This is a genomic window from Prauserella halophila, from assembly GCF_024171895.1.
Lineage (GTDB): Bacteria > Actinomycetota > Actinomycetes > Mycobacteriales > Pseudonocardiaceae > Prauserella > Prauserella halophila.
In genome coordinates this window covers 260,338-286,449 of record NZ_JAMTCQ010000011.1, presented here as the reverse complement: position 1 = coordinate 286,449, position 26,112 = coordinate 260,338, and the positions used below count along the sequence as shown (strand labels likewise).

At 71.1% G+C, this 26,112-nt stretch carries 18 protein-coding genes and 1 riboswitch; of the genes, 11 read left to right on the top strand and 7 right to left on the bottom strand.

Going from position 1 to position 26,112, the window contains the following annotated elements; all coding sequences use genetic code 11:
- Window positions 1–115: 115 nt before the first annotated feature.
- The 7 genes from LY41_RS16195 (at window position 116) to LY41_RS16165 (ending at window position 11,392) form a co-directional block, all read left to right on the top strand.
- On the top strand, window positions 116–1,261 hold the full coding sequence (locus LY41_RS16195; RefSeq protein ID WP_372493304.1) for a glycine cleavage T C-terminal barrel domain-containing protein: 1,146 nt from the start codon (window positions 116–118) through the stop codon (window positions 1,259–1,261).
- Window positions 1,258–2,160 carry a methylenetetrahydrofolate reductase gene (locus tag LY41_RS16190; protein ID WP_253864859.1) on the top strand — a complete coding sequence of 301 codons (903 nt, stop codon included), beginning with the start codon at window positions 1,258–1,260 and terminating at the stop codon, window positions 2,158–2,160. Before LY41_RS16195 ends, LY41_RS16190 begins: the two co-directional genes overlap by 4 nt.
- 12 nt (window positions 2,161–2,172) lie before the next feature.
- Window positions 2,173–3,864 carry a formate--tetrahydrofolate ligase gene (locus LY41_RS16185; protein ID WP_253865062.1) on the top strand — a complete coding sequence of 564 codons (1,692 nt, stop codon included), beginning with the start codon at window positions 2,173–2,175 and terminating at the stop codon, window positions 3,862–3,864.
- Window positions 3,865–3,877: 13 nt separating this feature from the next.
- Window positions 3,878–6,394, top strand: a complete 2,517-nt coding sequence (locus tag LY41_RS16180; RefSeq protein WP_253864858.1) for a GcvT family protein — start codon at window positions 3,878–3,880, stop codon at window positions 6,392–6,394.
- A 46-nt stretch (window positions 6,395–6,440) separates the two neighbouring features.
- On the top strand, window positions 6,441–7,250 hold the full coding sequence (locus tag LY41_RS16175) for an electron transfer flavoprotein subunit beta/FixA family protein (RefSeq protein ID WP_253864857.1): 810 nt from the start codon (window positions 6,441–6,443) through the stop codon (window positions 7,248–7,250).
- Window positions 7,251–7,255: 5 nt separating this feature from the next.
- Window positions 7,256–8,290, top strand: coding sequence for an electron transfer flavoprotein subunit alpha/FixB family protein (locus LY41_RS16170; protein WP_253864856.1), 1,035 nt, complete (start codon window positions 7,256–7,258; stop codon window positions 8,288–8,290).
- Between the two features lie 756 nt (window positions 8,291–9,046).
- Entirely contained in the window at window positions 9,047–11,392 is a 2,346-nt protein-coding gene (locus tag LY41_RS16165; protein ID WP_253864855.1) for an MMPL family transporter, read from the top strand.
- Window positions 11,393–11,552: 160 nt separating this feature from the next.
- Here LY41_RS16165 and LY41_RS16160 read toward each other — a convergent pair whose 3' ends face one another.
- The 3 genes from LY41_RS16160 to LY41_RS16150 all read right to left on the bottom strand — a co-directional run bounded on the left by LY41_RS16160 (window position 11,553) and on the right by LY41_RS16150 (window position 15,083).
- On the bottom strand, window positions 11,553–12,143 hold the full coding sequence (locus LY41_RS16160; RefSeq protein ID WP_253864854.1) for a TetR/AcrR family transcriptional regulator: 591 nt from the start codon (window positions 12,141–12,143) through the stop codon (window positions 11,553–11,555).
- A 104-nt stretch (window positions 12,144–12,247) separates the two neighbouring features.
- Complete coding sequence (locus LY41_RS16155) at window positions 12,248–12,742, bottom strand: (2Fe-2S)-binding protein (protein WP_253864853.1); 495 nt, start codon at window positions 12,740–12,742, stop codon at window positions 12,248–12,250.
- Between the two features lie 31 nt (window positions 12,743–12,773).
- Window positions 12,774–15,083 carry a molybdopterin cofactor-binding domain-containing protein gene (locus tag LY41_RS16150; protein ID WP_308292261.1) on the bottom strand — a complete coding sequence of 770 codons (2,310 nt, stop codon included), beginning with the start codon at window positions 15,081–15,083 and terminating at the stop codon, window positions 12,774–12,776.
- A 282-nt stretch (window positions 15,084–15,365) separates the two neighbouring features.
- On the opposite strand from LY41_RS16150, the gene LY41_RS16145 reads away from it, so the two are divergent.
- The 3 genes from LY41_RS16145 to metE all read left to right on the top strand — a co-directional run bounded on the left by LY41_RS16145 (window position 15,366) and on the right by metE (window position 19,762).
- Window positions 15,366–15,926 carry a TetR/AcrR family transcriptional regulator gene (locus LY41_RS16145; protein ID WP_253864852.1) on the top strand — a complete coding sequence of 187 codons (561 nt, stop codon included), beginning with the start codon at window positions 15,366–15,368 and terminating at the stop codon, window positions 15,924–15,926.
- Window positions 15,927–15,988: 62 nt separating this feature from the next.
- The gene (locus tag LY41_RS16140; protein WP_253864851.1) at window positions 15,989–17,164 is read left to right on the top strand and encodes an acyl-CoA dehydrogenase family protein; all 1,176 of its coding nucleotides are present in this window, start codon (window positions 15,989–15,991) and stop codon (window positions 17,162–17,164) included.
- Window positions 17,165–17,288: 124 nt separating this feature from the next.
- Window positions 17,289–17,514: riboswitch (cobalamin riboswitch) on the top strand.
- Between the two features lie 130 nt (window positions 17,515–17,644).
- Window positions 17,645–19,762, top strand: coding sequence for a 5-methyltetrahydropteroyltriglutamate--homocysteine S-methyltransferase (gene metE / locus LY41_RS16135; protein ID WP_253864850.1), 2,118 nt, complete (start codon window positions 17,645–17,647; stop codon window positions 19,760–19,762).
- 68 nt (window positions 19,763–19,830) lie between these two features.
- Here metE and LY41_RS23900 read toward each other — a convergent pair whose 3' ends face one another.
- The gene (locus LY41_RS23900) at window positions 19,831–21,273 is read right to left on the bottom strand and encodes a GH25 family lysozyme (protein WP_308292260.1); all 1,443 of its coding nucleotides are present in this window, start codon (window positions 21,271–21,273) and stop codon (window positions 19,831–19,833) included.
- A 434-nt stretch (window positions 21,274–21,707) separates the two neighbouring features.
- On the opposite strand from LY41_RS23900, the gene LY41_RS16125 reads away from it, so the two are divergent.
- Entirely contained in the window at window positions 21,708–22,766 is a 1,059-nt protein-coding gene (locus LY41_RS16125) for an NAD-dependent epimerase/dehydratase family protein (protein ID WP_253864849.1), read from the top strand.
- 35 nt (window positions 22,767–22,801) lie between these two features.
- On the opposite strand, the gene LY41_RS16120 is transcribed toward LY41_RS16125, so the two are convergent.
- The 3 genes from LY41_RS16120 to LY41_RS16110 are packed head-to-tail and all read right to left on the bottom strand — an operon-like array spanning window position 22,802 to window position 26,008.
- The gene (locus tag LY41_RS16120) at window positions 22,802–23,848 is read right to left on the bottom strand and encodes a sensor histidine kinase (RefSeq protein WP_253864848.1); all 1,047 of its coding nucleotides are present in this window, start codon (window positions 23,846–23,848) and stop codon (window positions 22,802–22,804) included.
- Entirely contained in the window at window positions 23,845–24,591 is a 747-nt protein-coding gene (locus tag LY41_RS16115) for a response regulator transcription factor (protein ID WP_253864847.1), read from the bottom strand. The genes LY41_RS16120 and LY41_RS16115 overlap by 4 nt, the downstream gene beginning before the upstream one ends.
- Window positions 24,592–24,622: 31 nt before the next feature.
- Window positions 24,623–26,008, bottom strand: coding sequence for a 6TM ABC transporter family protein (locus LY41_RS16110; RefSeq protein ID WP_253864846.1), 1,386 nt, complete (start codon window positions 26,006–26,008; stop codon window positions 24,623–24,625).
- Window positions 26,009–26,112 lie beyond the last annotated feature (104 nt).

The window sequence follows — 26,112 nt, the reverse complement described above, 5'->3', positions numbered from 1 at the left end:
AGTAGATCGAACGGGCCGGAGAACCGAGGTGGCCCCCATGACCGATATGCTCAAGACCGCCGCCTGGCCGGACATCTCGCGCGAACCCAGCGCGGTCGTCGACCGGCCCGCGGTGATGCTCTACACGCGACTGCGCAAGTCCCCGTACTTCTGGAAATCCCGGGCCTGCGGTGCCGCGAGTTACAGCGTGTACAACCACACGTACCACCCGCGCCACTACGGCGACCCGGTCGGCGAGTACTGGGCCCTGCTCGACGGCGTCACGATTTGGGACGTCGGTGTCGAACGGCAGCTCGAGATCTCGGGCCCGGATGCGTTCGACTTCACGAACATGCTCGTGCCACGGGATCTCACCAAGTGCGACGTCGGCAAATGCAAGTACGTGTTCATCACGGCCCCCGACGGCGGAATCATCAACGATCCGGTCCTGTTGCGACTCGAACAGAACCGGTTCTGGCTGTCGCTGGCCGATTCGGATGTCGGCCTGTGGGCGATGGGCCTGGCGCATGCGGGCGGATGGAACGTCCACATCGCCGAGGCCGACGTCGCGCCGCTCCAGGTGCAGGGACCACGGTCCAAGGAGGTGCTGCACGACCTGTTCGGCGATGCGGTCCTGGACGTGCCGTACTACGGCCTGCACGAGTTCACTGTGGACGGAATGCGCGTCGTCGTCAGCCGCACCGGATACTCCGGCGAGATCGGCTACGAGCTGTACCTGCGGGACGCCTCGCGTGATGCGGAACGCCTGTGGGACGCCGTGTGGCAGGCCGGGCAGCCGTACGACATGCGCCCGATCGGGCCCTGTCACATGCGGCGGATCGAGGCCGGCATGCTCGCCTACGGCTGCGACATCACGCTCGGCACCAACCCGCTCGAGGTCGGCTACGACTACCGCTGGATGGTCGATCTCGACCAGGAGGCGGACTTCATCGGCAAGGCGGCTCTGGCGCAGGCGCGGGCCGATGGCGTCTCGCGGCTCATGGTGGGCATGGAGATCTCCGGCGAACCGCTCGGCACCTACAACGACGGGTCCATGATCGAACCGTTCGAGGTCTACGACGGTGCGGGACCACCGGTCGGCCGGGTGACGAGTGCGTGCCGTTCGCCGCGGCTCGAACGCAACATCGGACTCGCCATGGTGCCGGTCGGACTCAGTGAACTCGGCACGACCCTGCAGGTGCGCACACCCACCGGCGTGCGTGAGGGAACGGTCGTCGAGAAGCCGTTCATCGATCCGCGGAAGGAAACCCCGAAGCGATGAGGCGCACGCGGGAGCCGGGAGACGGGACGGTGCCGGGGTCGGCACCGTCCGGGATCCTGGCGCGCCCGCGCCTCGAGGTGCTGCCCCTGAGCGGCGTGCTCGAGGAGACGGGCGCGTTGCCGGAGGACACGGTCGTCACCGTGACGGCGTCGCCGCGCCGCGGGACCGGTGCGACCGTCGACCTGTGCGAAAAGCTGGCGGCCCAGCGGCTGCGTCCCGTGCCGCATCTGGCGGCACGGCAGCTCACCGGGAACGGCGAGCTGACCGACGTGCTCGACCGGCTCACCGGTGCCGGCGTGGACGACGTCTTCGTCGTCGGCGGCGACACGTCCGAGCCCGCCGGACCGTTCCCGGACGGCGGATCGCTGCTGCGGGCGATGGCCGAGCTCGGCCGGCTTCCCGCACGGGTGGGCGTTCCGTCCTATCCGGAGGGACACCCGTCGATCGACACCGCGACGCTGTGGTCGTCGCTGCGGTCCAAACAGGACCTGGCGACCTACACGGTGACGCAGCTGTGCTTCGACCTCACCGCGATCCGGGAATTCCTGCGGCAAACGGGCGAACACGGCATCACGCTGCCCGTCGTGATCGGTGTTCCCGGCGCTGTCGACGTCGCGACGCTGGCGCGCGTGGGCGCCCGGATCGGGGTCGGCGACTCACTCCGGTTCGTCGCGTCCCATCGGTCGATCGTCGGACGCCTGCTCCGGCCGCGGCGCGGGCGGGACAGCGTGCTGCGCGGCGTCGTCGACCTCGCAGAGCAGCACGGCGAACCCGCTCCGGCGGGACTGCACTGCTACACGTTCAACAAGGTGCGGGCCACCGCCCGCCTGCTCGCCGAGCTTCCGGCCGCGAACCGCGGCCGGAACGGATCGGCACCGAACCCACGAGGGGAGGGCTGAGACATGCCGTCGATGCCGTCGGACCTGGAGATCTCCCGCGCCGCGGTGCGGAAACCGCTGCTGGACGTGGCCGGGGACATGGGGATCGAGTCACGACTGTTCGAGCCGTACGGTCACTCCGCGGGCAAGATCTCGCTGGAAGCGATCGACGAGCTCGCGAACCGGCCGCGGGCGAAGTACGTCGTGGTCACCTCGATCACCCCGACACCGCTCGGGGAAGGCAAGACGACCACCACGGTCGGACTCGGCCAGGCGTTCGGCCACATCGGCAAACGCGGTGTGATCGCGGTCCGGCAGGCGTCGATGGGACCGACGTTCGGCATCAAGGGCGGCGCGGCCGGCGGCGGCTACTCGCAGGTCGTGCCGATGGAGGCCGTGAACCTGCACCTGACCGGTGACCTTCACGCCGTCACGTCGGCGCACAATCTGCTCGCCGCCATGGTCGACAACCACCTGCACAAGGGCAATGCGCTCGACCTCGACCCGCTCGCGATCGCCTGGCGCCGGGTGCTGGACGTCAACGACCGCGATCTGCGTCAGATCGTGACCGGCCTCGGCGGGCGGCAGGACGGGCTGCCGCGGCAGACCGGATTCGACATCACGGCGGCCAGCGAGGTGATGGCGGTGCTCGCGCTGTCCCGGTCGCTGCGGGACCTGCGTGCCCGGCTGGGCCGCATCGTGGTGGCCTACGACCGGAGGGGCGAGCCGGTCACGGCCGAGGACCTGCACGCCGCGGGTGCGATGTGCGTGCAGCTCCGCGACGCGCTGAAACCGAACCTGCTGCAGACGACGGAACAGACTCCCGCCCTGGTCCACTGCGGACCGTTCGGCAACATCGCCCACGGCAACTCGTCGGTCGTGGCCGACCTGATCGGCATTCGCTGCGGGGACTACCTCGTCACGGAGGCCGGGTTCGGGGCCGACATGGGGGCGGAGCGGTTCTTCAACATCAAATGCCGCTCCTCGGGGCTCACCCCCGACGCGGCGGTGGTGGTCGCGACGGTCCGTGGGCTGAAGGCGCACACGGGACGGTACCGCGTGATCGCAGGCCGGCCGCTGCCGGAGGAGATGCTGGCCGAGAATTCCGAGGACGTGCGGGACGGGGCGGAGAATCTCCGCAAACAGATCGCCAACGTCCGGGCGCACGGCGTGACCCCGGTCGTGGCGGTCAACGCGTTCCCCGGCGACCACGACAGCGAGAAACAGGCCATTGTGGACGTCGCCGCCGAGGAGGGTGCGCGGGCGGCGATCACCACGCATGCCTCCGAAGGTGGCAAAGGTGCGGCGGAACTCGCCGAGGCCGTCGCGGAGGCGTGCGCGGAGCCGGCCGGCTTCTCCTATCTGTACCCGGACGAGGCAACGCTGACGGAGAAGGTCGAGGCGATCGCGCGGCGGATGTACGGCGCCGACGGCATCGAACTCGGCGCCACCGCACGCAGGCAGCTCGACGACTACGAGCGGCACGGATTCGGCCGGCTGCCCGTGTGCGTGGCGAAGACGCACCTGTCGCTCTCGGCCGACCCGTCCCGCAAGGGAGCTCCCGGCGGCTGGATGCTGCCGGTGCGCGAGGTGCGCCTGTCGGCAGGCGCGGGGTTCATCTACCCGATCTGCGGTGACATGCGCACCATGCCGGGCCTGTCGTCGGAGCCTGCGGCCGAGCACATCGACATCGACGAGGCAGGCCAGGTCGTGGGGCTGTCGTGAGGAAGTGATCGAGATGACGGAGATTCCCGAACGCGCCGACATCGTCGTTGTCGGAGCCGGCATCGTGGGCAACTCGGTGTGCCATCACCTCGCCGAACTGGGGTGGCGGAACATCGTGCTGATCGAGAAGGGGCCGCTGCCCGATCCCGGCGGGTCGACCGGGCACGCCTCGAACTTCATCTTTCCCGTCGACCATTCCCGCGAGATCACCGCATTGACGACGGATTCCATGCGCCAGTACGAGAAGCTGGGCACGCTCATCAGCTGCGGTGGCGTCGAGGTGGCGCGGGAACCGGCGCGGGTCGAGGAGCTGAAACGGCGGATGGCCTCGGCGCGGGCCTGGGGCGTGGACGCCGAGCTGATCGACCCGGGGCGGGTCGCGGAGCTCGTGCCGTTCGTGGATCCGGACATTCTGCTCGCCGGCTTCTGGACCCCGTCGGTGGCGGTCGTCGACCCGCTGCGGGCAGGGGCACTCATGCGCGAACAGGCGATCGCCGACGGCGCGCTGACCGTGGCGGCGAGCACCACGGTGACCGGCATCCGCACCGACGGCGGGCGCGTGCAGAGGGTGTGCACCGACGCCGGGGACGTCGAGACTTCGCTGGTGGTCGTCGCATGCGGCGTCTGGAGCCCGCGGATCGCGCGGCTGGCGGGTGGGCAGATCCCGCTGACTCCGGCGGTGCACCAGATGATGGACGTCGGGCCGATTCCCGAGTTCGAGGCGAGCGGGACGGCGATCGCCTATCCGATCGTGCGGGACATGGACGCGCTCATGTACGAGCGGCAGAGCGGCGCCGATCTCGAGATCGGGTCGTACGCCCACCGGCCGATCCTGCACGAACCCGACGAGATCCCGTCGCTGGCGGCGGCCGCACTGTCACCCACCCAGCTGCCGTTCACCTCCGAGGACTTCGACCCGCAACTGGAGCAGGCGCTCGAATTGTTCGGCAGCATCCTCGACCGGCCGGATGCCGGGGTGCGGCACGCGATCAACGGACTGCTGTCCCTGACTCCCGACGGTGCGCCGGTGCTGGGGCCGAGTCCGGAGGTGGACGGGCTGTGGTCGGCGGCCGCGGTGTGGATCAAGGAGGGTCCGGGCGTGGGCCGGATGATGGCGGAGTGGCTGACCCACGGCGACTGTGAGTTCGACATGCACGGCGCCGACATCGCGCGGTTCTACCCGCACCAGCGCACGCGCGAGCACGTGCGTGCCCGCGCGAACGAGGGCTTCAACAAGACCTACGGCATCGTGCACCCGCGCGAGCAGTGGGAATCGGCCCGTGGCCGGAAGCTCTCGCCGTTCCACGCGCGTGAGCGCGCGGCCGGTGCGGTGTTCTTCGAGGTCGGCGGCTGGGAACGGCCGCATTGGTACGAGTCCAACCGCGACCTGCTCGAGGAGTTCGGCGACCGGATTCACGACCGTCCCCACGAGTGGGACGCCCGGTGGTGGTCGCCGATCGTGGAGGCCGAGCACCTGGCCCTGCGGGAGCGGGCGGCGATGATCGACCTGACGGCGTTCGCCCAGTTCGACGTACGCGGACCCGGAGCGCTGGACTACCTGCAGCGGATGACGATGGCGCAGCTCGACCGGCCCGTCGGCAGGATCTGCTACACACCGGTGCTGACGCCGGGCGGCGGCTTCCGCAGTGATCTCACGGTCGTGCGCCTGGCCGAGGACCGGTTCCGGGTGATCACCGGTGGCGCCGACGGAGCGCGGGACCGGTTCTGGTTCGAGAGCCACCTGCCCGCTGACGGCTCGGCGTCCCTCGTGGATGTGACGTCGGCGGTGTGCACGCTCGGGCTGTGGGGCCCGCGCGCCAGGGACATCCTCGCGGCGACGACCGAGGACGACGTGTCCGGCGAGGCGATCCCGTTCGGCACGGCCCGGTGGATCGCGGTCGACGGGATACCCGTGCTGGCGCTGCGGGTGTCCTATGTGGGCGATCTCGGCTGGGAGCTGCACGCGCCGTTCGAACAGGGGCAGGCGCTGTGGGACGCGATCGCCGAGGCGGGCAGGCCGCACGGCATCGCGCCTGCGGGCATCGGCGTCTACGGCACGACCGGACGGCTCGAGAAGGGCTACCGGCTCATGGGTGCCGAGCTCGACGCCGAGTACGACCCGGTGGAGGCCGGCCTGGCACTGCCCAAGGTGAAGGCGGCGGATTTCATCGGCAAGGACGCCTACCTCGCGGCGCGGGAGGGTGACCCCGCGGCGACGCTGTGCACCCTCACCGTCGACGACCACCTCGGCGCCGAGGGCATCCCGCGGTACCCGCAGGGTGGCGAGCCGATCGTGACACCGGCAGGGGAGCGGATCGTCGACCGCAAAGGCCGTGGTTCGGCCGTCACCAGCGCCGGGCCCGCGCCGTCGGTGGGCCGCCATCTGCTGATGGCGTACCTGCCGCCGGAGTTCGCCGTCGAAGGCACATCGCTGCAGGTGGAGTACATGGCCGAGCGGTATCCGGTCACGGTCGCACGGGCGGGCCGGACACCGCTGTTCGATCCGGACGACACGCGAATGAAGGCGTGATCCGCCCGGCAATGGCAGTCGAGCCGCCGGAAGGGAGGCGGACGTCGTGGACATCGTGGTCTGCATCAAGCGGGTGCCTGCGTTCGGAGCGCAGGTGCCGCTGACCGACGACGGACTGGCGGTCGATACGCGGCACCTCGGCTTCACCATCGGCCCGCACGAGGAATGCGCGGTCGAAGAGGCGGTGCGTCTCGCGGCCGCGCACGGCGGCCGGGTGACGGTGCTGACCGTGGGCCCGGAGGAGGCGGGCGAACAGCTCCGGTACGCGCTGGCGATGGGCGCCCACCAGGGGGTGCTCGTCGACACGGGCACGACGGACCTCGATCCGGAGGCGACCGCGACGGCCGTCCTCGCGGGACTGGCCGACGAGCCTGCGCCGGACCTGCTGCTGTTCGGCGACGCCTCCGCCGATGCGGGCCACGGACAGGTCGGCGTGCGCGTCGCGTTGGCGTGCGGCCTTCCGATCGTCGGCGGGGTCACCGGGATCGAGGCGGAGAGCGGGGCAGTGCCGGAGAACGGGGCAGTGGCGGAGAACGGGGCAGTGACGGAGAACGGAGCGACGCTGCGCGCGACCCGCGACACCCCCGGCGGCACCGAGGTGTTCGGGTTGTCGGTGCCTGCGGCCGTGGCGGTGAAGGAGGGCTTGAATCTGCCCCGATACCCGACGCTGCCGGGAAGGCTCAAGGCGAAGAAGGCGGCGCTGCGGACGGTGACGTGCGGTCCCGAACCGGGTGGTCTGCGCACCCTGGGCCTGCGCAGGCCCGCGGACGACCGTGCCGGTGCGATTCCGCTGGGACGCGGGGCGGATGCCGCGCCCGCGGTGGTCGACGTGCTGGCCGAGCTGGGGAAGGTGTGACGACGATGCAACTGATCGTGGTGGCCGACGGCCAGGTGGTTCCGGAACTGCCCGCGGTGGCACGGTCGCTGGCGAGCCGCGACGAGCCGGTGGAGGCGGTGGCGTTCGCCGGAACCGGGGTTCCGGCCGGCGACGTGGCCGGAGAGCTCGGCGGCTACGGCGTGAGCAGACTCCACGTCGTACGGCACGAGCTGCTCGACGAGTACGGGCCCGAGGCGTGGGGGAGCGCGCTGGCGACCGTGATCGACTGGCTCGGCCCGGCCGGTGTGCTGGCCTCGGCGTCGCACCGCGACACCGAGGTCCTCACCCACGCGGCCGCGCGTGCGGGCCTGCCCTTGGCGACGAACTGTGTGCGCCTCGCCGGGGAGGAGGACGGCTCCGGTGCCTGGCGACTGACCAGGACCCGCAGTGGCGGGGTGCTGCTGGAGGACGCCGAACTGACGGCGCCGGTGAAGCTGGCGACGGTGGCCGCGGCCGTCGAAACCCCGCAGGTGCCGCTCCAGCCGGCCGACTGTGAGGTCACCGAGTCCGCAGTGGACGTTCCGCCGGAGCTCGCCCGCACGCGCGTGGCCGAACGGGTCGCGAGCGAGACCGGGCTGTCGCTGTCGACGGCACCGGTCGTCGTCTCGGGTGGCCGGGGCGTCGGCGGTGCGGAAGGCTTCGTCGTCCTCGAGGAGCTGGCCGAGCGACTGGGCGGCGTCGTGGGCTGCTCGCGGGTGGCCACCAACAACGGCTGGCGGCCGCATCGGGACCAGGTGGGCCTCACCGGCACGAAGATCGCGGCGGACCTCTACATCGCGTGCGGGATCAGCGGCGCGACCCAGCACTGGGTGGGCTGCATGGATTCGGCGGCGATTCTGGCGATCAACACCGATCCCGAGGCGCCGATGATGCAGCGAGCCACCTACGCCGTCGAAGGTGACGTGCACGAGGTGGTGCCCGCCGTGCTCGCCGAGATCCGGCGGCGGGCCGACGGCGCAGCCGGATCCGGCCGGTCCGGGGTCGAGGAGCCCGCGCCGGCCGGGTCGTCGCGCCGATGATGTACCGCATCCGGTTTCGTCCCGCCGGGCTCGACCCCGAGTACGCGCGTGGCCCGGTGGCCGGTTTGCTCGACGCGAAGAACGGGGTGGAGTACGAGGCGCCGCGACGAATGCTGCGGAGTCGCTCGGGCTCTGCAACCGGCGCTGCCGGCTCTGCCGCCTGCGCTGCCTGCGCTGTCGGCGCTGTCGGCGCAGGCACCGCAATGTCCTCAACGGCTCCTTGTCGCGCGGTGGTGCGGCGTCGGGAATAGCCGTCGGGCGGGCCGGGTACCGCTGTGATCTGTCACACCCGGCGTGTAGGTCCCGGATGCGGCATTCGTGCGCGCGACGGCGAGTTATGCCCGGTCGGGTGGTGGTTGGGCACGCGCAGTGACCTCGCGGGGTGCCGTCACGCTGTCGGGGTTCGCACCGTCTGGTCATGTATGATGAGCTGCATGCCATAAGATACGAGCCGTATCTTATGGCGAGGTGTTGACCGATGTGCCTGCCGAGGTCATCGGCCGGGGGAGTGTCGTGACGGATACGTGGCCCGGACCACGCACCGTGGTTGCAGCACGCGTTGCGCCGCGGGTTGCCACGTCGTCCGTGTGTCCTCCCCTGGACCGGTGGTCGTGCCGAGGCGGGTGCGGGAGCAGCACCCGAACCGACCGCATGCGGCAGCAGCGGGCGGATTCGTGCCGATCGTTCCGGCAACGGCGCCGGTGACCGTGCGACACGAGCCCCAGTCCGTCACGTATCCAGGAGCCGAAACCACGCATGGCCAAGCTACTTTTCCGCCTCGGCAGGACCGCGTACCGCCGGTGGCCCTTCTTCCTGATCGCCTGGCTCGTCGTGCTCGCAGGCGTGGGCACGTTCTCCGTCACGCAGTCGCAGCCGATGTCGGATCAGTTCACGATCCCCGGCATCGAATCGGTCGAAGCCGCGGAAACGCTGCCGGAGATCATGGACGGGCAGGACTCGCCGATGGATGCGGCGAACGTCCAGGTCGTCGTGCAGGCTCCCGAAGGCGAGCAGCTGGCGGCCCCGCAACATGTCCGGGCCGTCGACGAGCTGATCGCCGACCTGCGCGACGTCGACACCGTGCCGCAGGGTGAGCAGGCCGTCCTCGGCCCCGTCCAGGCGGATGCGGGCCTCGAACAGCAGGCACTCCAGCAGGCCCGGCAGCAGGCCGAGGCCCAAGGACAGCCGTTCGACCGCGAGGCGGCGCTCGAACGGGCCGCGCCGCAGCTCGCCGCGTCCTCGCCGCTGTCGGAGGACGGACGCACCGGCCTGGTCGACTTCGCCCTGGACGTCGAGCAGGTCACCGACGTCGAACCGGAGACGCAGCAGCAGATCCTCGACGTCGTCGAGCAGCACGCCGACTCCTCGGATCTCGCCATGGAGGTCCGCGGCTCGGGCATGCAGGTGATGGAGATCGGTGGTGCGACGGCCGAGCTGATCGGCATCGTCATGGCGCTGATCATCCTCGCGCTGACGTTCGGTTCGCTGGTGTCGGCGGGCATGCCGGTCGTGACCGCCGGTATCGGGGTCGCGCTGGGCTCGATGGGTATCACGGCGATGACCGTGTTCACCGACATCTCGTCGACCACGCCGATCCTCGCGACGATGATCGGCCTCGCTGTCGGCATCGACTACGCCCTGTTCATCCTGGCGCGCTACCGCAGCGAACTCGAGCACACCGACGACCGGCCGACCGCGCTCGGCATCGCCGTCGGCACAGCCGGCTCCGCCGTCGTGTTCGCCGGCCTGACGGTGATCATCGCGCTCGCGGCACTCAGCGTCGTCGGGATTCCGTTCCTGACCACGATGGGCCTGGCCGCCGCGGCCACGGTCGCGATCGCGGTGCTCGTCGCACTGACGCTGTTGCCCGCCGTGGTCGGCATGCTCAAGGGCAAGACGTTCGGCCTGAAGTTCCGCAAGTACAGCCCGAAGCGCGAGGAGTCGGGACTCGTGCTGAACAACGGGGTGCGCTGGTCCCGCTTCCTCGGCAAGAAGCCGCTCGCCTGGACGCTGCTGGTTGTCGTCGCGCTCGGCGCACTGGCGATCCCGTTCAAGGACCTGCGCCTCGGCATGCCGAACGATGCGACGGCGCCCAGCGACTCGTCGCGCAGGCAGGCCGCCGAGATGATCGGCGACGCCTTCGGCCCCGGCAAGCTGGACCCGCTGATGCTGGTTGTCGACGCCCGGGGGATTTCGGACGACCCGCAGGCACAGCAGGCCGCCTACCAGGAGGCCCAGCAGTGGGCCGCCGAGCAGGACGGCGTCAGCCATGTCGTGCCGGCGCCCGGCAATGACAAGGGCACGATGGTCATGCTGCAACCCGAGTTCGGACCGGACGACCCACGCACCGCGGAGTTGCTCGAGAGTCTCCGCGCGGGCGAAGCCGGGTTCGAGGACAGCACCGGAGTGGAGCTGGGCATCACCGGCACCGTCGCGATCATGGAGGACATCTCCCAGCAGCTCAACGACGCGCTCGTGCCGTACCTGGCCACCGTCGTGGGCCTGGCGTTCGTCCTGCTGGTGCTGGTGTTCCGCTCGCTGCTCGTGCCGCTGACCGCGACGCTCGGCTTCCTGCTGTCGGTGCTGGCCACGCTCGGCGTGACGGTGGCACTGTTCCAGGAGGGCTGGTTCGGCATCTTCGAAGGCGGGCCGATCATCAGCTTCATGCCGATCATCCTGGTCGGCGTGGTGTTCGGGCTGGCGATGGACTACCAGGTCTTCCTGGTGACGCGGATTCGCGAGGCCCACGTGCACGGGGCGTCGTATCAGGACGCCATCGTCGACGGCTTCCGCAACTCGGCCCGTGTCGTGACGGCCGCTGCGCTGATCATGACCTCGGTGTTCGCCGGATTCATGCTCATGGACGACGTGATGATCAAGTCGATGGGCTTCGCGCTCGCCGTGGCGGTGGTGTTCGACGCGTTCGTGATCCGGATGCTGCTCATCCCGTCGCTCATGTACCTGATGAAGGACAAGGCGTGGGCGATGCCGAAGTGGCTGGACAGGATCGTCCCGAACGTCGACGTCGAAGGTGAGAGCCTCGAGCGTCCAGGCGCCGCTCGGGACCACTCCGATTCGGATCGCGAACCCGCGAACGCGTAGCTCCGCCCTCGTAGGTGGGTGGGACGGAAGAGCGCCCCTCGGACACGTCGGTGGCCGAGGGGCGCTTCCGCGTCGGAGGGAGGGGTGCCGTGGCCGAAGGTGCTGTGCCCGAGAAATGGCGACGGACAGCCCCGTGCTGCCGGATTGCGTCGTGGCGGTCTCAGACCCGGCGGGTCAGCAGGGGCAGGCAGATGCGGTCGACGATGTCGGCGACCGCGGCCTCGTCGACGTGCCCGATGGACAGCATCTCGTGGTGCCACAGCGCCAACGGCAGCATCGCGACGCGGTCCGGCAGCGGCTCCGGGCCCAGTTCGCCCCGTGCCCGTGCGGCGTCCAGCGCCCGCTGCAGCGCCTGTTCCGCGGGCGCGGTGGCGAGTTCGGCGAGTTGCGGCAACAGATCATCGTCCACGTCGGCGATGAGCCGGCGCACCGTGGTGATGCCGATCTGCTCGAACCGCCTGCCGAGTGCGAGACCGAGCGCCATGAGATCGGATCGGAGGTCGCCCGCGCTGTCCGACGGCAGATCGGCGGGCGCATGCCGGATGAGCGCGTCCAGGACCATCCGGGCGCGCGTCGCGTACCGGCGGTAGATCACCGGCTTGCTGGTGTGCGCACGGTGCGCGATGCCGTCGAACGTCACCCCGGTGTAGCCGCGTTCGAACAGTTCGCACAGCACGGCATCCAGGATCGCCTCCCGCAGCTCCTCGCCGCTGCGGCGGGTCGTGCGCGCCGGATCACTGTGCTCATTCATGCCGATCCAGCACTGTACCGGGCCGGGTACGATGCGGCTCCTGGAAGGCCCGGCGCGGGCCGTCGGCCCCGCAGCCGAGCCTTCCAGGATGCGACCGGAGGGGCTCACATCCGCGTTTCGCCGTCCCGGATGGCCTCGCGAATGCGGGTGTAGGTGCCACAGCGGCAGATGTTGCGGATGCCGTCGAGGTCGGCCTCGGTGACCGTCCTGCCCTCGTCGCGGACCTTGCGCACCAGCGCCACCGCCGCCATGATCTGACCGGGCTGGCAGTAACCGCACTGCACGACGTCCCGTTCGAGCCACGCCTCCTGCATCGGATGCAGGCCGTGCTGTCCGCGCGACTCCTCGGCGGCCTGCGCGGGCAGCCCCTCGATGGTGGTCACCTCGTCGTCGGCGGACAGTTCGCCGACGGGCACCGCGCAGGGATTGAACGCCTTGCCGTTGATGTGCGATGTGCAGGCCTTGCAGACGTTGATGCCACAGCCGTACTTGGGGCCCGTGACGCCGAGCAGGTCGCGCAGCACCCACAGCACCCGCACGTCGCCGGAGACGTCGACCGTCACCCGCTCACCGTTGACGACGAAAGTCTGTTCAGACATCTGGGTTCTCCGTGCTTCCCGTAGGTGCTGGTCAGTAGGTGTGGTCGAGGCCGTCGGTCGGCGATTGCGGCACCGGCGGTGCGTGCGGCTTCGGATCGAACGACAGCGTCTGGTGATTGATCGGGAACTCGGTCGGCATCGTGCCGGTGGCGCGGGCGTAGGCGCACGCGGCGGCCGCGGCCGCCGCGGCGACGCCCGCCTCGCCGACACCGCCGGGTGGCTCGGTGGAGTCGAGTACGACGACCTCGAGTTCCGGCGGCGTGTTCCACTGCCGGGTGTAGAAGTAGTTGTCCCAGCTGGCTTCCTGGAAGTGCCCGTCTCGCAGGTGGAGGCTGCTGGTGAGCGTCATCGCGATGCCGTCGTTGACGCAGCCCTGCATCTGCGCCTCGATGCCGCGCGGGTTGATCGCCTTGCCGCAGTCGATCACCATCGTCGCCTTCGTGACGCGCGGCCCGGTCACGGCGTTGCGGACCTTGCGGCCCACCGTCTCCGGACGGCAGTCGATCTCCATGATGCAGGCGGTGACGCCCTTGTACTCGACGTGCACCCCGATGCCCTGCGCCATGCCCTCGGGCAGTTCCTTGCCCCATTCGGCCTTTTCGGCGGCGGTCTCGAGTGCGGAGCGCAGCCTGCCGTTGCGCAGATGCGACAGCCGGAACTCCAGTGGATCGCTGCCCGTCCGCTGCGCGAGCTGGTCGACGATCAGCTCGTTCGCCGTGCGCACGTCGGGCGAGTAGATGTTGCGCATCGAGCTGGTGTTGAACCGCGTGTCGGTCTCGGCGAGCGACTGGCCGACGGCGCCGAAGTCGTAGGGCAATATCGTCGTGAGTTGGAAGATCACCTGGGAGAACGGGAGGTTCCCGAGTCCGCCGGGTAGGTCGGCGGCCTTGGCGGTGATGATGTCGCCCAGCCCGTGCCGGAAGTCGGTCTCGACGCTGGTGTGGGCCTGCTGGAGGCCGAGCACCGTATCGCCCGAGTAACAGGCGCGGATGCGGGAGGTGGCCAGCGGATGGGTGCGGCCGACGCGGGCGTCGTCGGCGCGGTGCCACATGAGTTTGACCGGTACGCCCATCGCCTTGCTGATGCGGGCCGCTTCGATGGCGGGATCGGAGAACAGCCGCCTGCCGAACGAACCGCCGCCCTGCACCACGTTGACCGTGACAGCGGCCTGCGGAATGCCGAGTGCCTCGGCGATGAGTCCCTGGGCGACGTTCGGGTTCTTCAGGCTCGCCCAGATCTGGGCGCTTCCGTGGCGCACGTCGGCGACCGCGCTGTTCGTGTCCATCGCGGAGTTGCTGCGGAACCAGAAGGTGAAATCGCCCGAGACGGTCTCACCGACGGGCAGGGCCGGTATCGGTGCCTCGGCGGAACGGACGCCGGCCAGGGCGTCCTCGTCGGACATGCCTGCGACCGGACCGTCGTTCCAGGACACCTCGAGTGTGCGGACCGCGTCGATGCACTGGCCGAACGTCGAAGCCCGCACCGCGACGCCGGTCGGGATCGTCGCCACGTGCGTGACGCCCGGCATCTCGCGCACCCGGTCCGCGTTGTGCACGGCCTTGGGCGTGCCGTTGAGCGTCGGGGCCCGGCACACCATCGTCGGCAGTGCCGCGGTGACGTCGAGATCGGTGGCGAACTGCTTGGCACCGGTGACGGCGTCCAGCGCATCGATGCGGTTGACGGGTGTGCCGACGACCGCGTGCGAATTCTCGTCCTTGAGCGCGACCTCGACCGCTTCGGGCTGCTCCTTCGCCGCGAGCGCGGAGAGCTTGCCGTAGTCGACGCGGCGTCCGTCGGGCGCGACGATGTGGCCGAGGTGCGACGTCAGTTTGTTCGCGCTGTCGCCGAGCAGCGTGGCGGCGGCCTGCAGCAGCGCGCCCTTCGCGATCGCGGCGGCCACGCGGATCGGCGTGTACATCGCGTGCATCGTGTTGGACCCGCCGGTGATCTGGTTGAACAGCAGCTCGGGCCTGCCGGGTGCCAGCGTGACGTGGACCTTGTCGACGGGCAGGTCGAGCTCTTCGGCGATCAGCATCGCGGCTGCCGTCGTGATGCCCTGGCCGACCTCGGCGCGGGGCAGCGCGAACGAGGCCGTGCCGTCGTCGTTGATCGTGACGGTGATCAGCTGCGACGTCGGCGCCGCGGCGAGGGTGAGCAGGTCGCTGAGGTCGGCGATCTCTGCGGGCTGGGGAAGGGTGGGCAGTTCACCGGGCGCGGCGTCGGCCGTGGCGCCGCGCCCGAACATCCCGAGGTCGGCGGCGGCGACGACGGTCGCACCGCCGAGCAGGTAGCCCATGAACTTGCGCCGGTTGACCGTGCGAGGGCCGTCGGTGGTGGTCACGAGGCACGCTCCTTTGCGTGGTTTCGTGCGGTGTCGGGGCGGTACGGGAACTGACGCGGCGCGGGATCGGCGCCACCCCCTGGGCCCCGTCCTGGTACGCGTGTGTACCGGAGCGGGACGGTACAGACGCGTACCATCGGGTGGCAAACACCGTCATCCGTTAGGGGAGGGACACTGTCTTCCACCAGTGGGGCCGGGGGCGTGGCCGGTCCGGTAGCCGCGAGTCCGGCCGACCGGGGCCCGCCCGGCACCGGAGGGGCCGGCGAGCGAAGCGTCGGCCCGGTGTCGTTCCGCAGGCGCCTGCTCGACGGCCTGGCCGCCGAGATCGCGGACGACAGCTACCGCAGCGCCACGGTCGCCGGGATCGTGCGCCGTGCCCAGACGTCGCGCCGCACCTTCTACGAGCATTTCGCCGACCGGGACGAGTGCTTCGTGGCGCTGATGGCCGAGACCACGGGCGAGATGGTCCGCTACGTGTCCGGTGCGGTCGACGAGACGGCGCCGTGGCCCGACCAGGTGCGGACCGCAGTCGAAGCGTGGTTCGCCTATGCCGAGGCCGAACCGGCGATCGTCGTCAGCTGGATCCGTGACGTACCCGCTCTCGGTGACAAGGCGCGGCAGCTGCAGCGGATGCAGCTCGAAGGCTTCGTGACGCTGGCCCAGGGGCTCGAGAGGCAGGCCGAGCGCCGAGGTGCAGGCCCACCCGTGCCGCGGGAGAGCGTGATCATTCTGCTCGGCGGGTTGCGCGAACTCGTGGCCACGACCGTCGAGGACGACGGGAGTCTCGACGCCGTGGTCGAATCGGCCGTCCACGCGGCCGTCTCCCTGCTGACACCCCGGTGACGCGACAATGCGTAGTGGCCGTGATGACAGCACGGCGACGGCGACGAACGAAAGGATCGCCCATGTCCGGCACACAGACACCGCTCGGCCTGTTCGGCACCGAGGACCTGATCGGCGAGGACGACCGGGCGATTCGCGACACGGTGCGGGCCTTCACCGCAGACCGGATCCGGCCCCACCTGGCGGACTGGTTCGACAGTGCCTCGATCCCGGCGCGGGATCTGGCACGTGAGCTCGGCAAGCTCGGCGTACTGGGCATGCACCTGGAGGGCTACGGCTGCGCGGGCACCACCGCGACCGCCTACGGCCTGGCGTGCATGGAGCTCGAGGCGGCCGATTCGGGCCTGCGGAGTCTCGTGTCGGTGCAGGGCTCGCTCGCCATGTTCGCGATCCGGCGCTGGGGCTCGGAGGAACAGAAGCAGGAGTGGCTGCCGCGCATGGCCGCGGGGGAGGCGATCGGCTGCTTCGGCCTCACCGAGCCGGACTTCGGGTCGAACCCGGGTGACATGCGGACGTACGCACGGCGCGACGCCGGCGGCGACTGGGTGCTCAACGGCACGAAGATGTGGATCACCAACGGCTCCGTGGCCGACGTCGCCGTGGTGTGGGCGCAGACCGATGACAAGATCCGCGGCTTCGTCGTTCCCACGGACACGCCGGGGTTCTCGGCGCCGGAGATCACGAAGAAGCTGTCGCTGCGGGCGTCGGTGACCAGCGAGCTCGTGCTGGAGGACGTCCGGCTCCCGGCGTCTGCGATGCTGCCGGAGGCGCGCGGCCTGTCCGGTCCGCTGTCGTGCCTGAACGAGGCGCGCTACGGCATCGTGTTCGGCGCGCTCGGCGCGGCCCGCGACTGCCTCGAAACGGCGATCGCCTATTCGCAGGAACGCGACATCTTCGGAAAACCGCTGGCCTCGTACCAGGCCACCCAGCTCAAACTCGCCGACATGAGCCTCGAACTCGGCAAGGGCATGCTGCTGGCACTGCACCTCGGCGGGCTCAAGGACGCGGGGACGCTGACGTCCGAACAGGTCAGCACCGGCAAGCTCAACAACGTGCGCGAGGCGATCGCGATCGCGCGCGAATGCCGGACGATTCTCGGTGCCAACGGGATCAGCCTCGAATACCCCGTACTGCGGCACGCCAACAACCTCGAATCGGTGCTGACCTACGAGGGCACGTCGGAGGTGCACCAGCTCGTGATCGGGCAGGCGGTGACGGGGCAGTCCGCATTCCGATGACCGCAGTCCCCGGCCTGTGAGCGAGGTCTCCCCGGTTGCAACGGTGCAGGCCGGCGCCGATTCCGGAGTGTGGAGGCGCCCGCCGCGGTGCCGTCGGCGAGCGCGGACGCGGCCACCCTGGGGCTAGGGTGGCCGTGCTGGTGGTTCACCCGCGTCCGGCCCGCACGGGCCTGCCGGGTGAGGCAAGAGAGAACCCGGTGCGAATCCGGGACTGCCCCGCAGCGGTGAGCGGGAACGACCGCCGTCAACGGCACTGGACCCCGGGTCCGGGAAGCGACGGCCAGTAGGACCTCCGGCCCCGGCCGGGAGAGCCCGCGAGTCCGAAGACCTGCCACCGGCGCGCGCACCACCCGGTGCGCGCGGGTCCGAGGTCTCGTGGGTGGACCGGGCGGACGGGCCGGGCAGGTGCGCCCCGGCCGGCCTGCGCCCCTCCGGCGAGACCGTCGGCACCCGTGTCGACGAGCTCGCGAGGAGAGAGCATTGACCGGCAGCATCGGTTCCACCGTCCTGGGATACCCCCGGATCGGCCCCGGCAGGGAGCTGCCGCGGGCACTCGAACGTTATTGGACCCATCGCGCGGACGAATCCGAACTCCGTGCCGTCGCCAGGGAACTGCGGGCGCGCGCGTGGCGGGAGCTGTCCGCCGCGGGCCTCGATTCGGTCCCGGGCGGCACCTTCTCGTACTACGACCACGTCCTCGACACGGCCGTGATGGCCGGCGCCGTGCCCGAGCGGTTCCGCGCGCTGGGTCTCGACCCGCTGGAGACGTACTTCGCCATGGCGCGGGGCACCGACTCGGTGCCGCCGCTGGCCACCGCACCGTGGTTCGGCACGCCCTACCACCACGTCGTGCCGGAGATCGGCCCGGACACGCCGCTCACGCTGGCCGACCGGACCCCGGTGCGCGACCATCTCGAGGCGTTGCGCCTGGGGATCAACACCCGTCCGGTGCTGCTCGGCCCCGTGACGTTCCTGCTGCTGTGCGCCCCGGAGCCGGGTTCGCCGCCGGGCTTTCAGCCCCTGGACCGCCTCGGCGAGCTGCTCGGGGTGTACGCCTGGGTGCTCGCCGAACTGCAGGCGGCGGGAGCCGACTGGGTGCAGCTCGACGAACCGGCGTTCGCCGCCGACCGGACCGATGTCGAGCGGGAGGCGCTACGGGATGCCTACTCCGTGCTGGGTGCCCGGACGCAGCGGCCCGCGCTGCTGACCGCCGTGCCGTACGGCGATCCGGGTCCGGCGCTCGGTGCGCTCGCCGCCACGCCGGTCGAGGGCGTCGCGGTCGACCTCGTGTCGGAAACGTCCACGGTGAACACGGTCGTCGCCACGCCGGGACTGTCGGACAAGACGCTCGTGGCCGGTCTGGTCGACGGGCGCAACGTGTGGCGTACCGATCTCGACGCGGCGTTGGTCACGGCGGCCACGCTGCTCGGTTCGGCACGGGAGGTGGCGGTGAGCACGTCGTGCTCGCTGCTGCACGTGCCGTACGACGTCGACCGGGAGACCGCACTGGACCCGGAGATCACACCGTGGCTCGCGTTCGCGTCGCAGAAGGTGCGCGAGGTCGTGACCCTGGCCACGGCGCTGCGCGGCGGTCCGGACACTGTCGCCGGGGAACTGACGTACGCGCGGGAGATCCTCGGCGGCCGCCGGGCGAGCCCGCCGGCCGACCGCCGGGTGCGGGCACGGCTGGCCACCCTGCGGCCCGCACATCTGCGGCGCTCGGCATACGCCGACCGGCGCGCGGCGCAGGAGCGCACCCGCCGGTCGGCCGACGACCCGACCGAGCCGACCGACCCGATCGACCCGCTCGTCGCGGCCGTCGACCGGCGGGTGCGCACGGGCCCCGGGAGCGACGAGTGTTACGGCGAACGGATGCGCGCGGGCCTGCACGACGTGGTGCGCCTGCAGGAGGTGCTCGGACCGCAGGCCGCCGACCTCGCCGCGCCGTCGGCCGACCAGCGACGGCACGACGATCTGGTGCGCTTCGTCGCCGAGCGGTTGTGCGGTATCGCGGTGCCCGAGCACGGCTGGGTGCAGCACAGCGGCGCCTACTGCGTGCGGCCGCCGATCGTGGCAGGGGACGTGAGCAGGCCCGCGCCGATGACGGTCGACTGGGTCGCGGCCGCTCAGCGGCTGACCACGGCCGTGGTGAAAGGGGTGCTGCCCGGCCCGGCGACCGTGCTCGCCGGGGCGTTCGTGCGTGACGACGTTCCGGTGCCGGACACGGCGGCGCAGCTCGCGCTCGTCCTGCGCGACGAGGTGCATGACCTGGAAGCGGCCGGAATCCGCGAGATCCAGGTGGACGAGCCCGCGTTGTGGCGGCGTCCGCCGCTGCGGGAACGCGCGCGCCGCGACCGGTGGACCTGGGCGACCGAGGCGTTCCGGTTGGCGACGTCGGGCGCGGCGGCCTCGACGCGGATTCGCACCCAGCTGGGCGACGCGGGGATCGACGAGACGCTGGAGACGACGGCGGCGCTCGACGCCGACGTGACGACGACCGCTCCCGCGACGGCGTCGGTCCGTGCACACGCCGACGCCCTGGCGATGGTGCGGAACGCGGCGGCCGGCCCCGAGGCGGCCGGCAGGTCGTTGCCGTAACACCCGCCGACACGAGTGGTGCCCGGCTCCACGCTCGCAGCGCGGGGCCGGGCACCACTCGAACCGGGTCAGCGTCGCGAACGGGCGGGCCCGCGGGTGAGCGTCAGCACGATCAGGCCGAGCACGATCAGTGCTGCGGCGAACACGATCATGCGAGGCAGGTCCTGCGCGGCGCCGGTCTCGGCGAGCTTGTCCGGACCCTTGCCCTGCCGCGGAGCCTGCTCGGCGTCCTGCCGCGGGGCCTCCTGGAGGACGAGCCGTTCGGTGCCGTCGGACCCGGCGTCCCCGGACTCGGTGCCGTCGGACCCGGTGCCGTTGGATTCGGTGCCGTCGGCCCCGGCGTCCCCGGACTCGGCGTCGCCGGCGGTTCCGGCCGGGGACTCGTCGCCCTCGGCCTCGCCGCTGGTGTCGCCTGCGGCGGCATTGCGGTCGGAGGCCACCTGATCCGGCGTGCCGCTCGCACCGTTCTCGCCGGCATCCGAGGTGCCGTCCTGGCCCGCGTCGCCGGCGGTCGCCCCGGTCTGCGAGTCGCCCGGCTCCTCGTCGGCACCTGTGGCCGTGTCCTCATCGGACGGGGAGGACGATGCCTCGTTCTCCGGCGACTCCGGGATGGACGGTTCCGGTTCGGGACTGGGCTCCGGGCTCGGCTCCGGCTCCGGGCTGGGATCGGGATCGGGTTTCGGGTCGGGCTCCGGCTCCGGCTCCGGCTTCGGGTCGGGTTCCGGCTTCGGTTCGGGCTCCGGCTCGGGTTCCTGCTTGGCCTCGCCGCCGAGGGCCAGTCGCTTCAACTGTGCCATGGAGCCGTTGAACGTGTTCTGGTCGCCGGGCATCGGTCCGTGGTCGTTGTACTGCCACAGCGTGTAATGGGGCCAGCCGTTGGGCAGCTCGCCGACGCGATCGTTGTAGCGGGCGATGAACAGCGGGTGGTCGCTGCCGAATCGGGGAGTGTTGCCGGTGCAGGTCTTCCACCAGTCCGTGGTCGTGTAGATCATCGGCCAGCGGCCGGTCTTGGAGTGCAGCTGCTTGGAGAAGTTCTTGATCCACCGGACCATGCCGTGTTCCGACCGGCCGTAGCAGGGGTCCGCGCCGTACGGGTTGTACTCCATGTCCAGTAGCGGTGGCAGTGTCTTGCCGTCCGCCGACCAGCCACCGCCGTTGGCGACGAAGTAGTCGGCCTGCGGCGCGGCCGGGCCGACGTCCGGGCGCGCGAAGTGATAGGCGCCGCGGATCATGCCGACGTCGTAGGCGCCGTTGTACTGCTGGGCGAAGTAGGAGTTGGTGAACCCGGTGCCTTCGGTGGCCTTGACGTAGGCGAACCGCGCGCCCGTGTTCCACGCGTGCTGCCAGTCGACGTTCTCCTGATGTCCCGAGACGTCGATCCCCGGGACGCTCTCGGGTTCGGCCGCGGCCTGCGAACCGCCCAGCAGTGTCAGTGATCCGAGCAGCATGGCCGCCAGTGCGGTCAGGGTCAGCGAGATCCGCGATGCGGTGCGCAGGCCGTTCGCCGGCATGGTGTCCTCCCAGGCCGCGCGCGATGGTTTCGGGCGCGGCGTTCGGTTCGGACCGCGCTCGGCAACTGCGCGGCCCTGGTCTGCACAAGCGCCCTCAGGATCGGTTCACATGGTGCTGGTGTAAATATGTGGGTCGGGTGTGACAGGTGTGAATTCTGTGATTTACGCAGGTCAGGTGACCCTGCGAGATGTCGCAGCGCAGGTGAAGTCACCTTCGTGGGTGACTTCTACGAGGTGACGGTGATTTCTCGGCCGAGGCACATCCCTTCCCTCCGTGTGTATCGCTACGTTCCCTGCGCGTCGGTACTGCTTGCGTGTCGGTACTGCCTTGCGTGTCGCTGTCACGGGAAGCGGCACCCGGCGATGTCTGACGAGTTCGTGACATCCGGGCCACCATCGGCGCGGTGGCCGCGCGCCGCCCCTACGGTGTCGGCATGCGCGTTCTCATCACCGGTGGCGCCGGGTTCGTCGGATCTCACGTGGCGGACGTACTGACCGAGCGGGGACACGAGGTGCGGTTGCTCGATCTGCTCGTCGACACCGCGCACGCGGGTAGCGAGCCGCCGCCGTGGGTGCGTGGCTACGAGACGATTCTCGGCGACGTGCGCTCCGACGAGGTCCTCGAGTCGGTGCTGTCCGATGTGGATGTCGTGTGCCATCAGGCCGCGGTGGTCGGGCACGGTCTCGACCCGTCGGACGCGCCGCGCTACACCGCCCATAACGACCACGGCACGGCTGTCCTGCTCGCCGCGATGTATCGCGCCGGAGTGCCACGGCTGGTGCTGGCGTCGTCGATGGTCGTGTACGGCGAGGGTCGCTACGCCTGCCCGGAACACGGCGTGACACCGCCGGCGCCGCGGCGGGCCGACGCCGTCACCGGTGGCCGGTTCGAACCACCGTGCCCGCGATGCGGTGCCGAGCTGGAACCGTTGCTGGTCCCGGAGGATGCCCCGCTCGCCCCGCGCAGCGTGTACGCGGCGTCGAAGGTGGCGCAGGAACATCTCGCGAGTGCGTGGGCACGGCAGACCGGCGGCGACGTGTGGGCGCTGCGCTACCACAACGTGTACGGCCCGAGGATGCCGCGTGACACCCCGTACGCGGGTGTGGCGTCGTTGTTCCGTTCGTGGCTCGAACGCGGGGAGGCGCCGGTGGTGCTGGAGGACGGCGAGCAGCGGCGGGACTTCGTCCACGTGCGTGACGTGGCGCTGGCCAACGCGCTCGCGGTGGAGCGGCCCACCGAGGGCCTGACGCCGGTCAACGTGTGTTCCGGCGAGCCGCACACGGTGGGCGAACTCGCGGCGGAGCTGTCGCGTGCCATGGCCGGGCCGGAGCCGCGGATCGCGGGCGGTGCCCGGCCCGGGGACGTGCGGCACGTCGTGGCGGATCCGGCACGCGCACGTGAGCTGCTGGGGTTCGCCGCCTCCGTGCCGTTCGCCACCGGGGTGGCCGCGTTCGCCACCGATCCGCTCCGCTCGTCGGCCGGGCTGGGCTGAATCGCGCCGGGCGCGCCGGGCGCGCCCGGCGCGATTCAGCCGGCGAGCGGCAGGCGTACCTCGAACCGGCAGCCCGGCCCGTGATTGCGGACGTCGATCCGCCCGGAATGTGCTTCGACGAGGCCTTTCGCGATCGCCAGGCCGAGGCCCGCCCCGGCGGGCTGGTCGCCGGATTCGGGCGTGCGCGCGGAGGTGCCGCGGTAGGCCACGTCGAACACCTTCGGCAGGTCCGATTCGGCGATGCCGCCGCAGGCGTCGTCGACCGCGAGCACTCCCTGCCCCTGGTCGACACCGGCGTGCACGACGACGGTGCCGTCCTGCGGGGTGTGGCGGACGGCGTTGGACAGCAGGTTGCGCACGACCCGGCCGAGCTCGGGGTCACTGCCGAGGACAACCGGCCAGACCACGGCATCGGTCCGGATGCGGATCCGTTTCCTGTGGGCGATCGGACCCTGCGCGGCGAGCGCATCCCCGACGACGTCGTGCAGCGGTACCGCGGCCGGCGTGAGCTGCAGCGGGCCCGCCGTGATCCGGGAGAGCTCGAACAGGTCGTCGACCATCCCGGACAGCCGGCCGCTCTCGGTGCCGATCCGGCCCGCGTAGTCGGCGACCTCCTCGGGCCTGCTGACGACGCCGTCGGCGAGCGCCTCGGCCATGGCGCGGATGCCGGCGAGCGGACTGCGCAGGTCGTGACTGATCCATGCGACGAGTTCGCGGCGGGACTCCTCGGCCGCCCGTTCCCGGTGCCGTGCCTCGCGCTCCCACACGCTGCGCCGGGCGATGACGCGTCCGAACAGGACGGCCAGCGGCACGGTCACGAGCGCCACCAGCAGGCAGACGAGCCACATCGTGGCGAGGGTGGCGTCGAACATGAACCCGCTGATGCCCAGCACGCCCGCGAACACGGCGGAGACGGGGATCAGCACCAGTACGGTCATCGTCGTGGCGAGGGTGCGGCGGCGCACGGCGCGGAGCACGAGCGCACCGGCCGCGACGACCGGGACGACGAGTGCGACGGCGACGGGCAGGATGTGGAGCGCGTGCTCCAGCATCGCGGCGAAGGATTCGTCGGGCGTGATCACGAGCCGGGCCCCGTCCGGTACTCGGCCGAGCCTGCGTCGTAGCGGTATCCGACGCCCCACACCGTGGTGATCCGCGCGGGTTCGGCGGGGACCCGTTCGATCTTCTCCCGCAGCCGCCGCACGTGGACGGTCACGGTGGACCGGTCGCCGAAGTCCCAGCCCCACACGCGCTCGAGCAGCTCGTCGCGTGTGAACGCCGTGCCGGGGTGGGTGAGGAAGAACCACAGCAGGTCGAACTCCCGTGTGGTGAGGGCGAGCCCGGCGCCGTCGGCGGTGGCGGTGCGCGCGGCGGGATTCAGGGTCAGCGGCCCGTCGGTCACCACCCGCGCGTCGGCCACGGGCCCGGTGCGGCGGAGCACCGAGGTCACCCGGAGCGCGAGTTCGCGCGGACTGAACGGCTTCGTCACGTAGTCGTCCGCGCCGAGCTGCAGCCCGGCGATCCGGTTCTCCTCCTCGCCCAGCGCGGTCAGCATCACGACCGGTACGTCCGCGGCCTCCGGCGCTCCGCGAATCCGGCGGCACACCTCGAGTCCGTCGAGGTCCGGGAGCATCAGGTCGAGTACGACGAGATCGGCGGGGCGCTGTTCGTGGGCCCGGAGTGCCTCCTGTCCGGTCCCGGCCAGCGCGACGGTGTAGCCGGCCAGTTCGAGATACCGGCGGACCACGTCCCGGACCGTCACGTCGTCGTCGACGACCAGTACCGCTCCCGCGGTGCCGGCCGGGGTGTCCCCGCTCGTGGTCATGGCACTCCTCGTCCGTGGCACGGGTGGTGTCCTACCAATTGGTCAGGAACAGGTGGTTCACCGCGAGCGCGGTCGCGGCCTGACACGCCAACCACCAGCGTGCACTGCGGGCCGGAAGCAGTGCCGTGGCCGCGAGCAGCCACACGGCGAACGGCAGCCAGATGCGCTCGACCTCGGCCTTGGACAGACCGGACAGATCCGCCGCGGCCACGGTCACGACGGCGCCGGCGATCACCGCGACGAGCCGCGGTGCGGTTCTCGCGCTGCACGCGGCCCGGCGGAGTGCAGGGCCGATGGCCGGTCCGGTGGCCAGCGCCAGGCAGCCGAGGTTGGCCCACACCCAGAAGGAGTACGGGCGGTCGGCGCCGATGCCGTCGTAGTACCGGTCGACCACGGCATGGTAGCCGTCGAGCCACCAGAACCCGGCGAGCGCGAACACTCCCACGACGACGAGGGCTCCGGCGACGGCGAGGCCGAACGCCCGCCAGGCTCTGGTCACCAGGACGAGCGCGAACGCGATCGCTCCCAGCGTGATGAGGCCGTACGAGAGGAAGATGCCGAACCCGAGGATCGCGCCCGCAGGGAGGGCCCAGGCCGCGTGGCGGACCGCAGCGAGCGCCAGCAGTGCGATCCCGGTGGCCGTCACCCCGGCGAACAGCGCGTCGGCGGAGACGCCGAGCCACACGGCACCCGGGAACAGCACCAGCAGCGGCAGCGCGGTGCGGGCGGAATCCCGGTGCCCGAGGAGCGACACCGTCGCCGGGACGGCCACCGCCACGAGCGCGCCTGCCAGCACGCACACCACCGACGCGGCGACGCCGCCGCCGAGCCCGACGCGGTCGAGCCAGACGAACACCAGCGTCGCGCCGGGCGGATGACCGGCGACGTGGACCGTCCAGGAATCGGCTTGTCCGTGGGCGATCCGGTCGACGAAACCGGCGAGCATCGCAGGGATGTCGGTGATACCGGGGACCTCGGCGAGATACTCGGTCCCGGGAGTGAGCCGCTTGGCGAAGCCGGACTGCCAGCCGTCGACGAGAGCGAGCGCGGTGATCCATCCGACCGCGGTGATGTATCCGAGCAGCAGAGCCCGGCGCCAGGGCAACCGCCTCGAGAGGGTGGGGCCGTAGAGGACGGCGAGGAGTGCGAGCAGCACCGCGGGAACGGTGCCGGGCCCGGTGTGCGGGAACGGCGTACCGAGGATCGGCCATTCGCCGAAGTTCTCGGGAGCACCTTTGAACGAGCTCGGGCCGAGCTGCCTGCCCGGGTTCCACCAGAGAGTTCCGGCCACCGACGCGCCGACGAGCGCGAGAACCACCGCGGCTGCGGCGAGGTCGGCGGGTGGCACGGGCCTGCTCCGGGTGGCGGTGGCGCCGGGGCACCCGTCACCGGAGTCGTCACGCGGGTCGGGGGTCATCGACGTCGAATCTAACGGTGCGGCAGCCGCCGGCCCAGCCGGCGTGACGCGACGTCAGGACTTCGTAAGACGCCGCGCGGTTTCCGCGGCGTGGTGGACGGGCC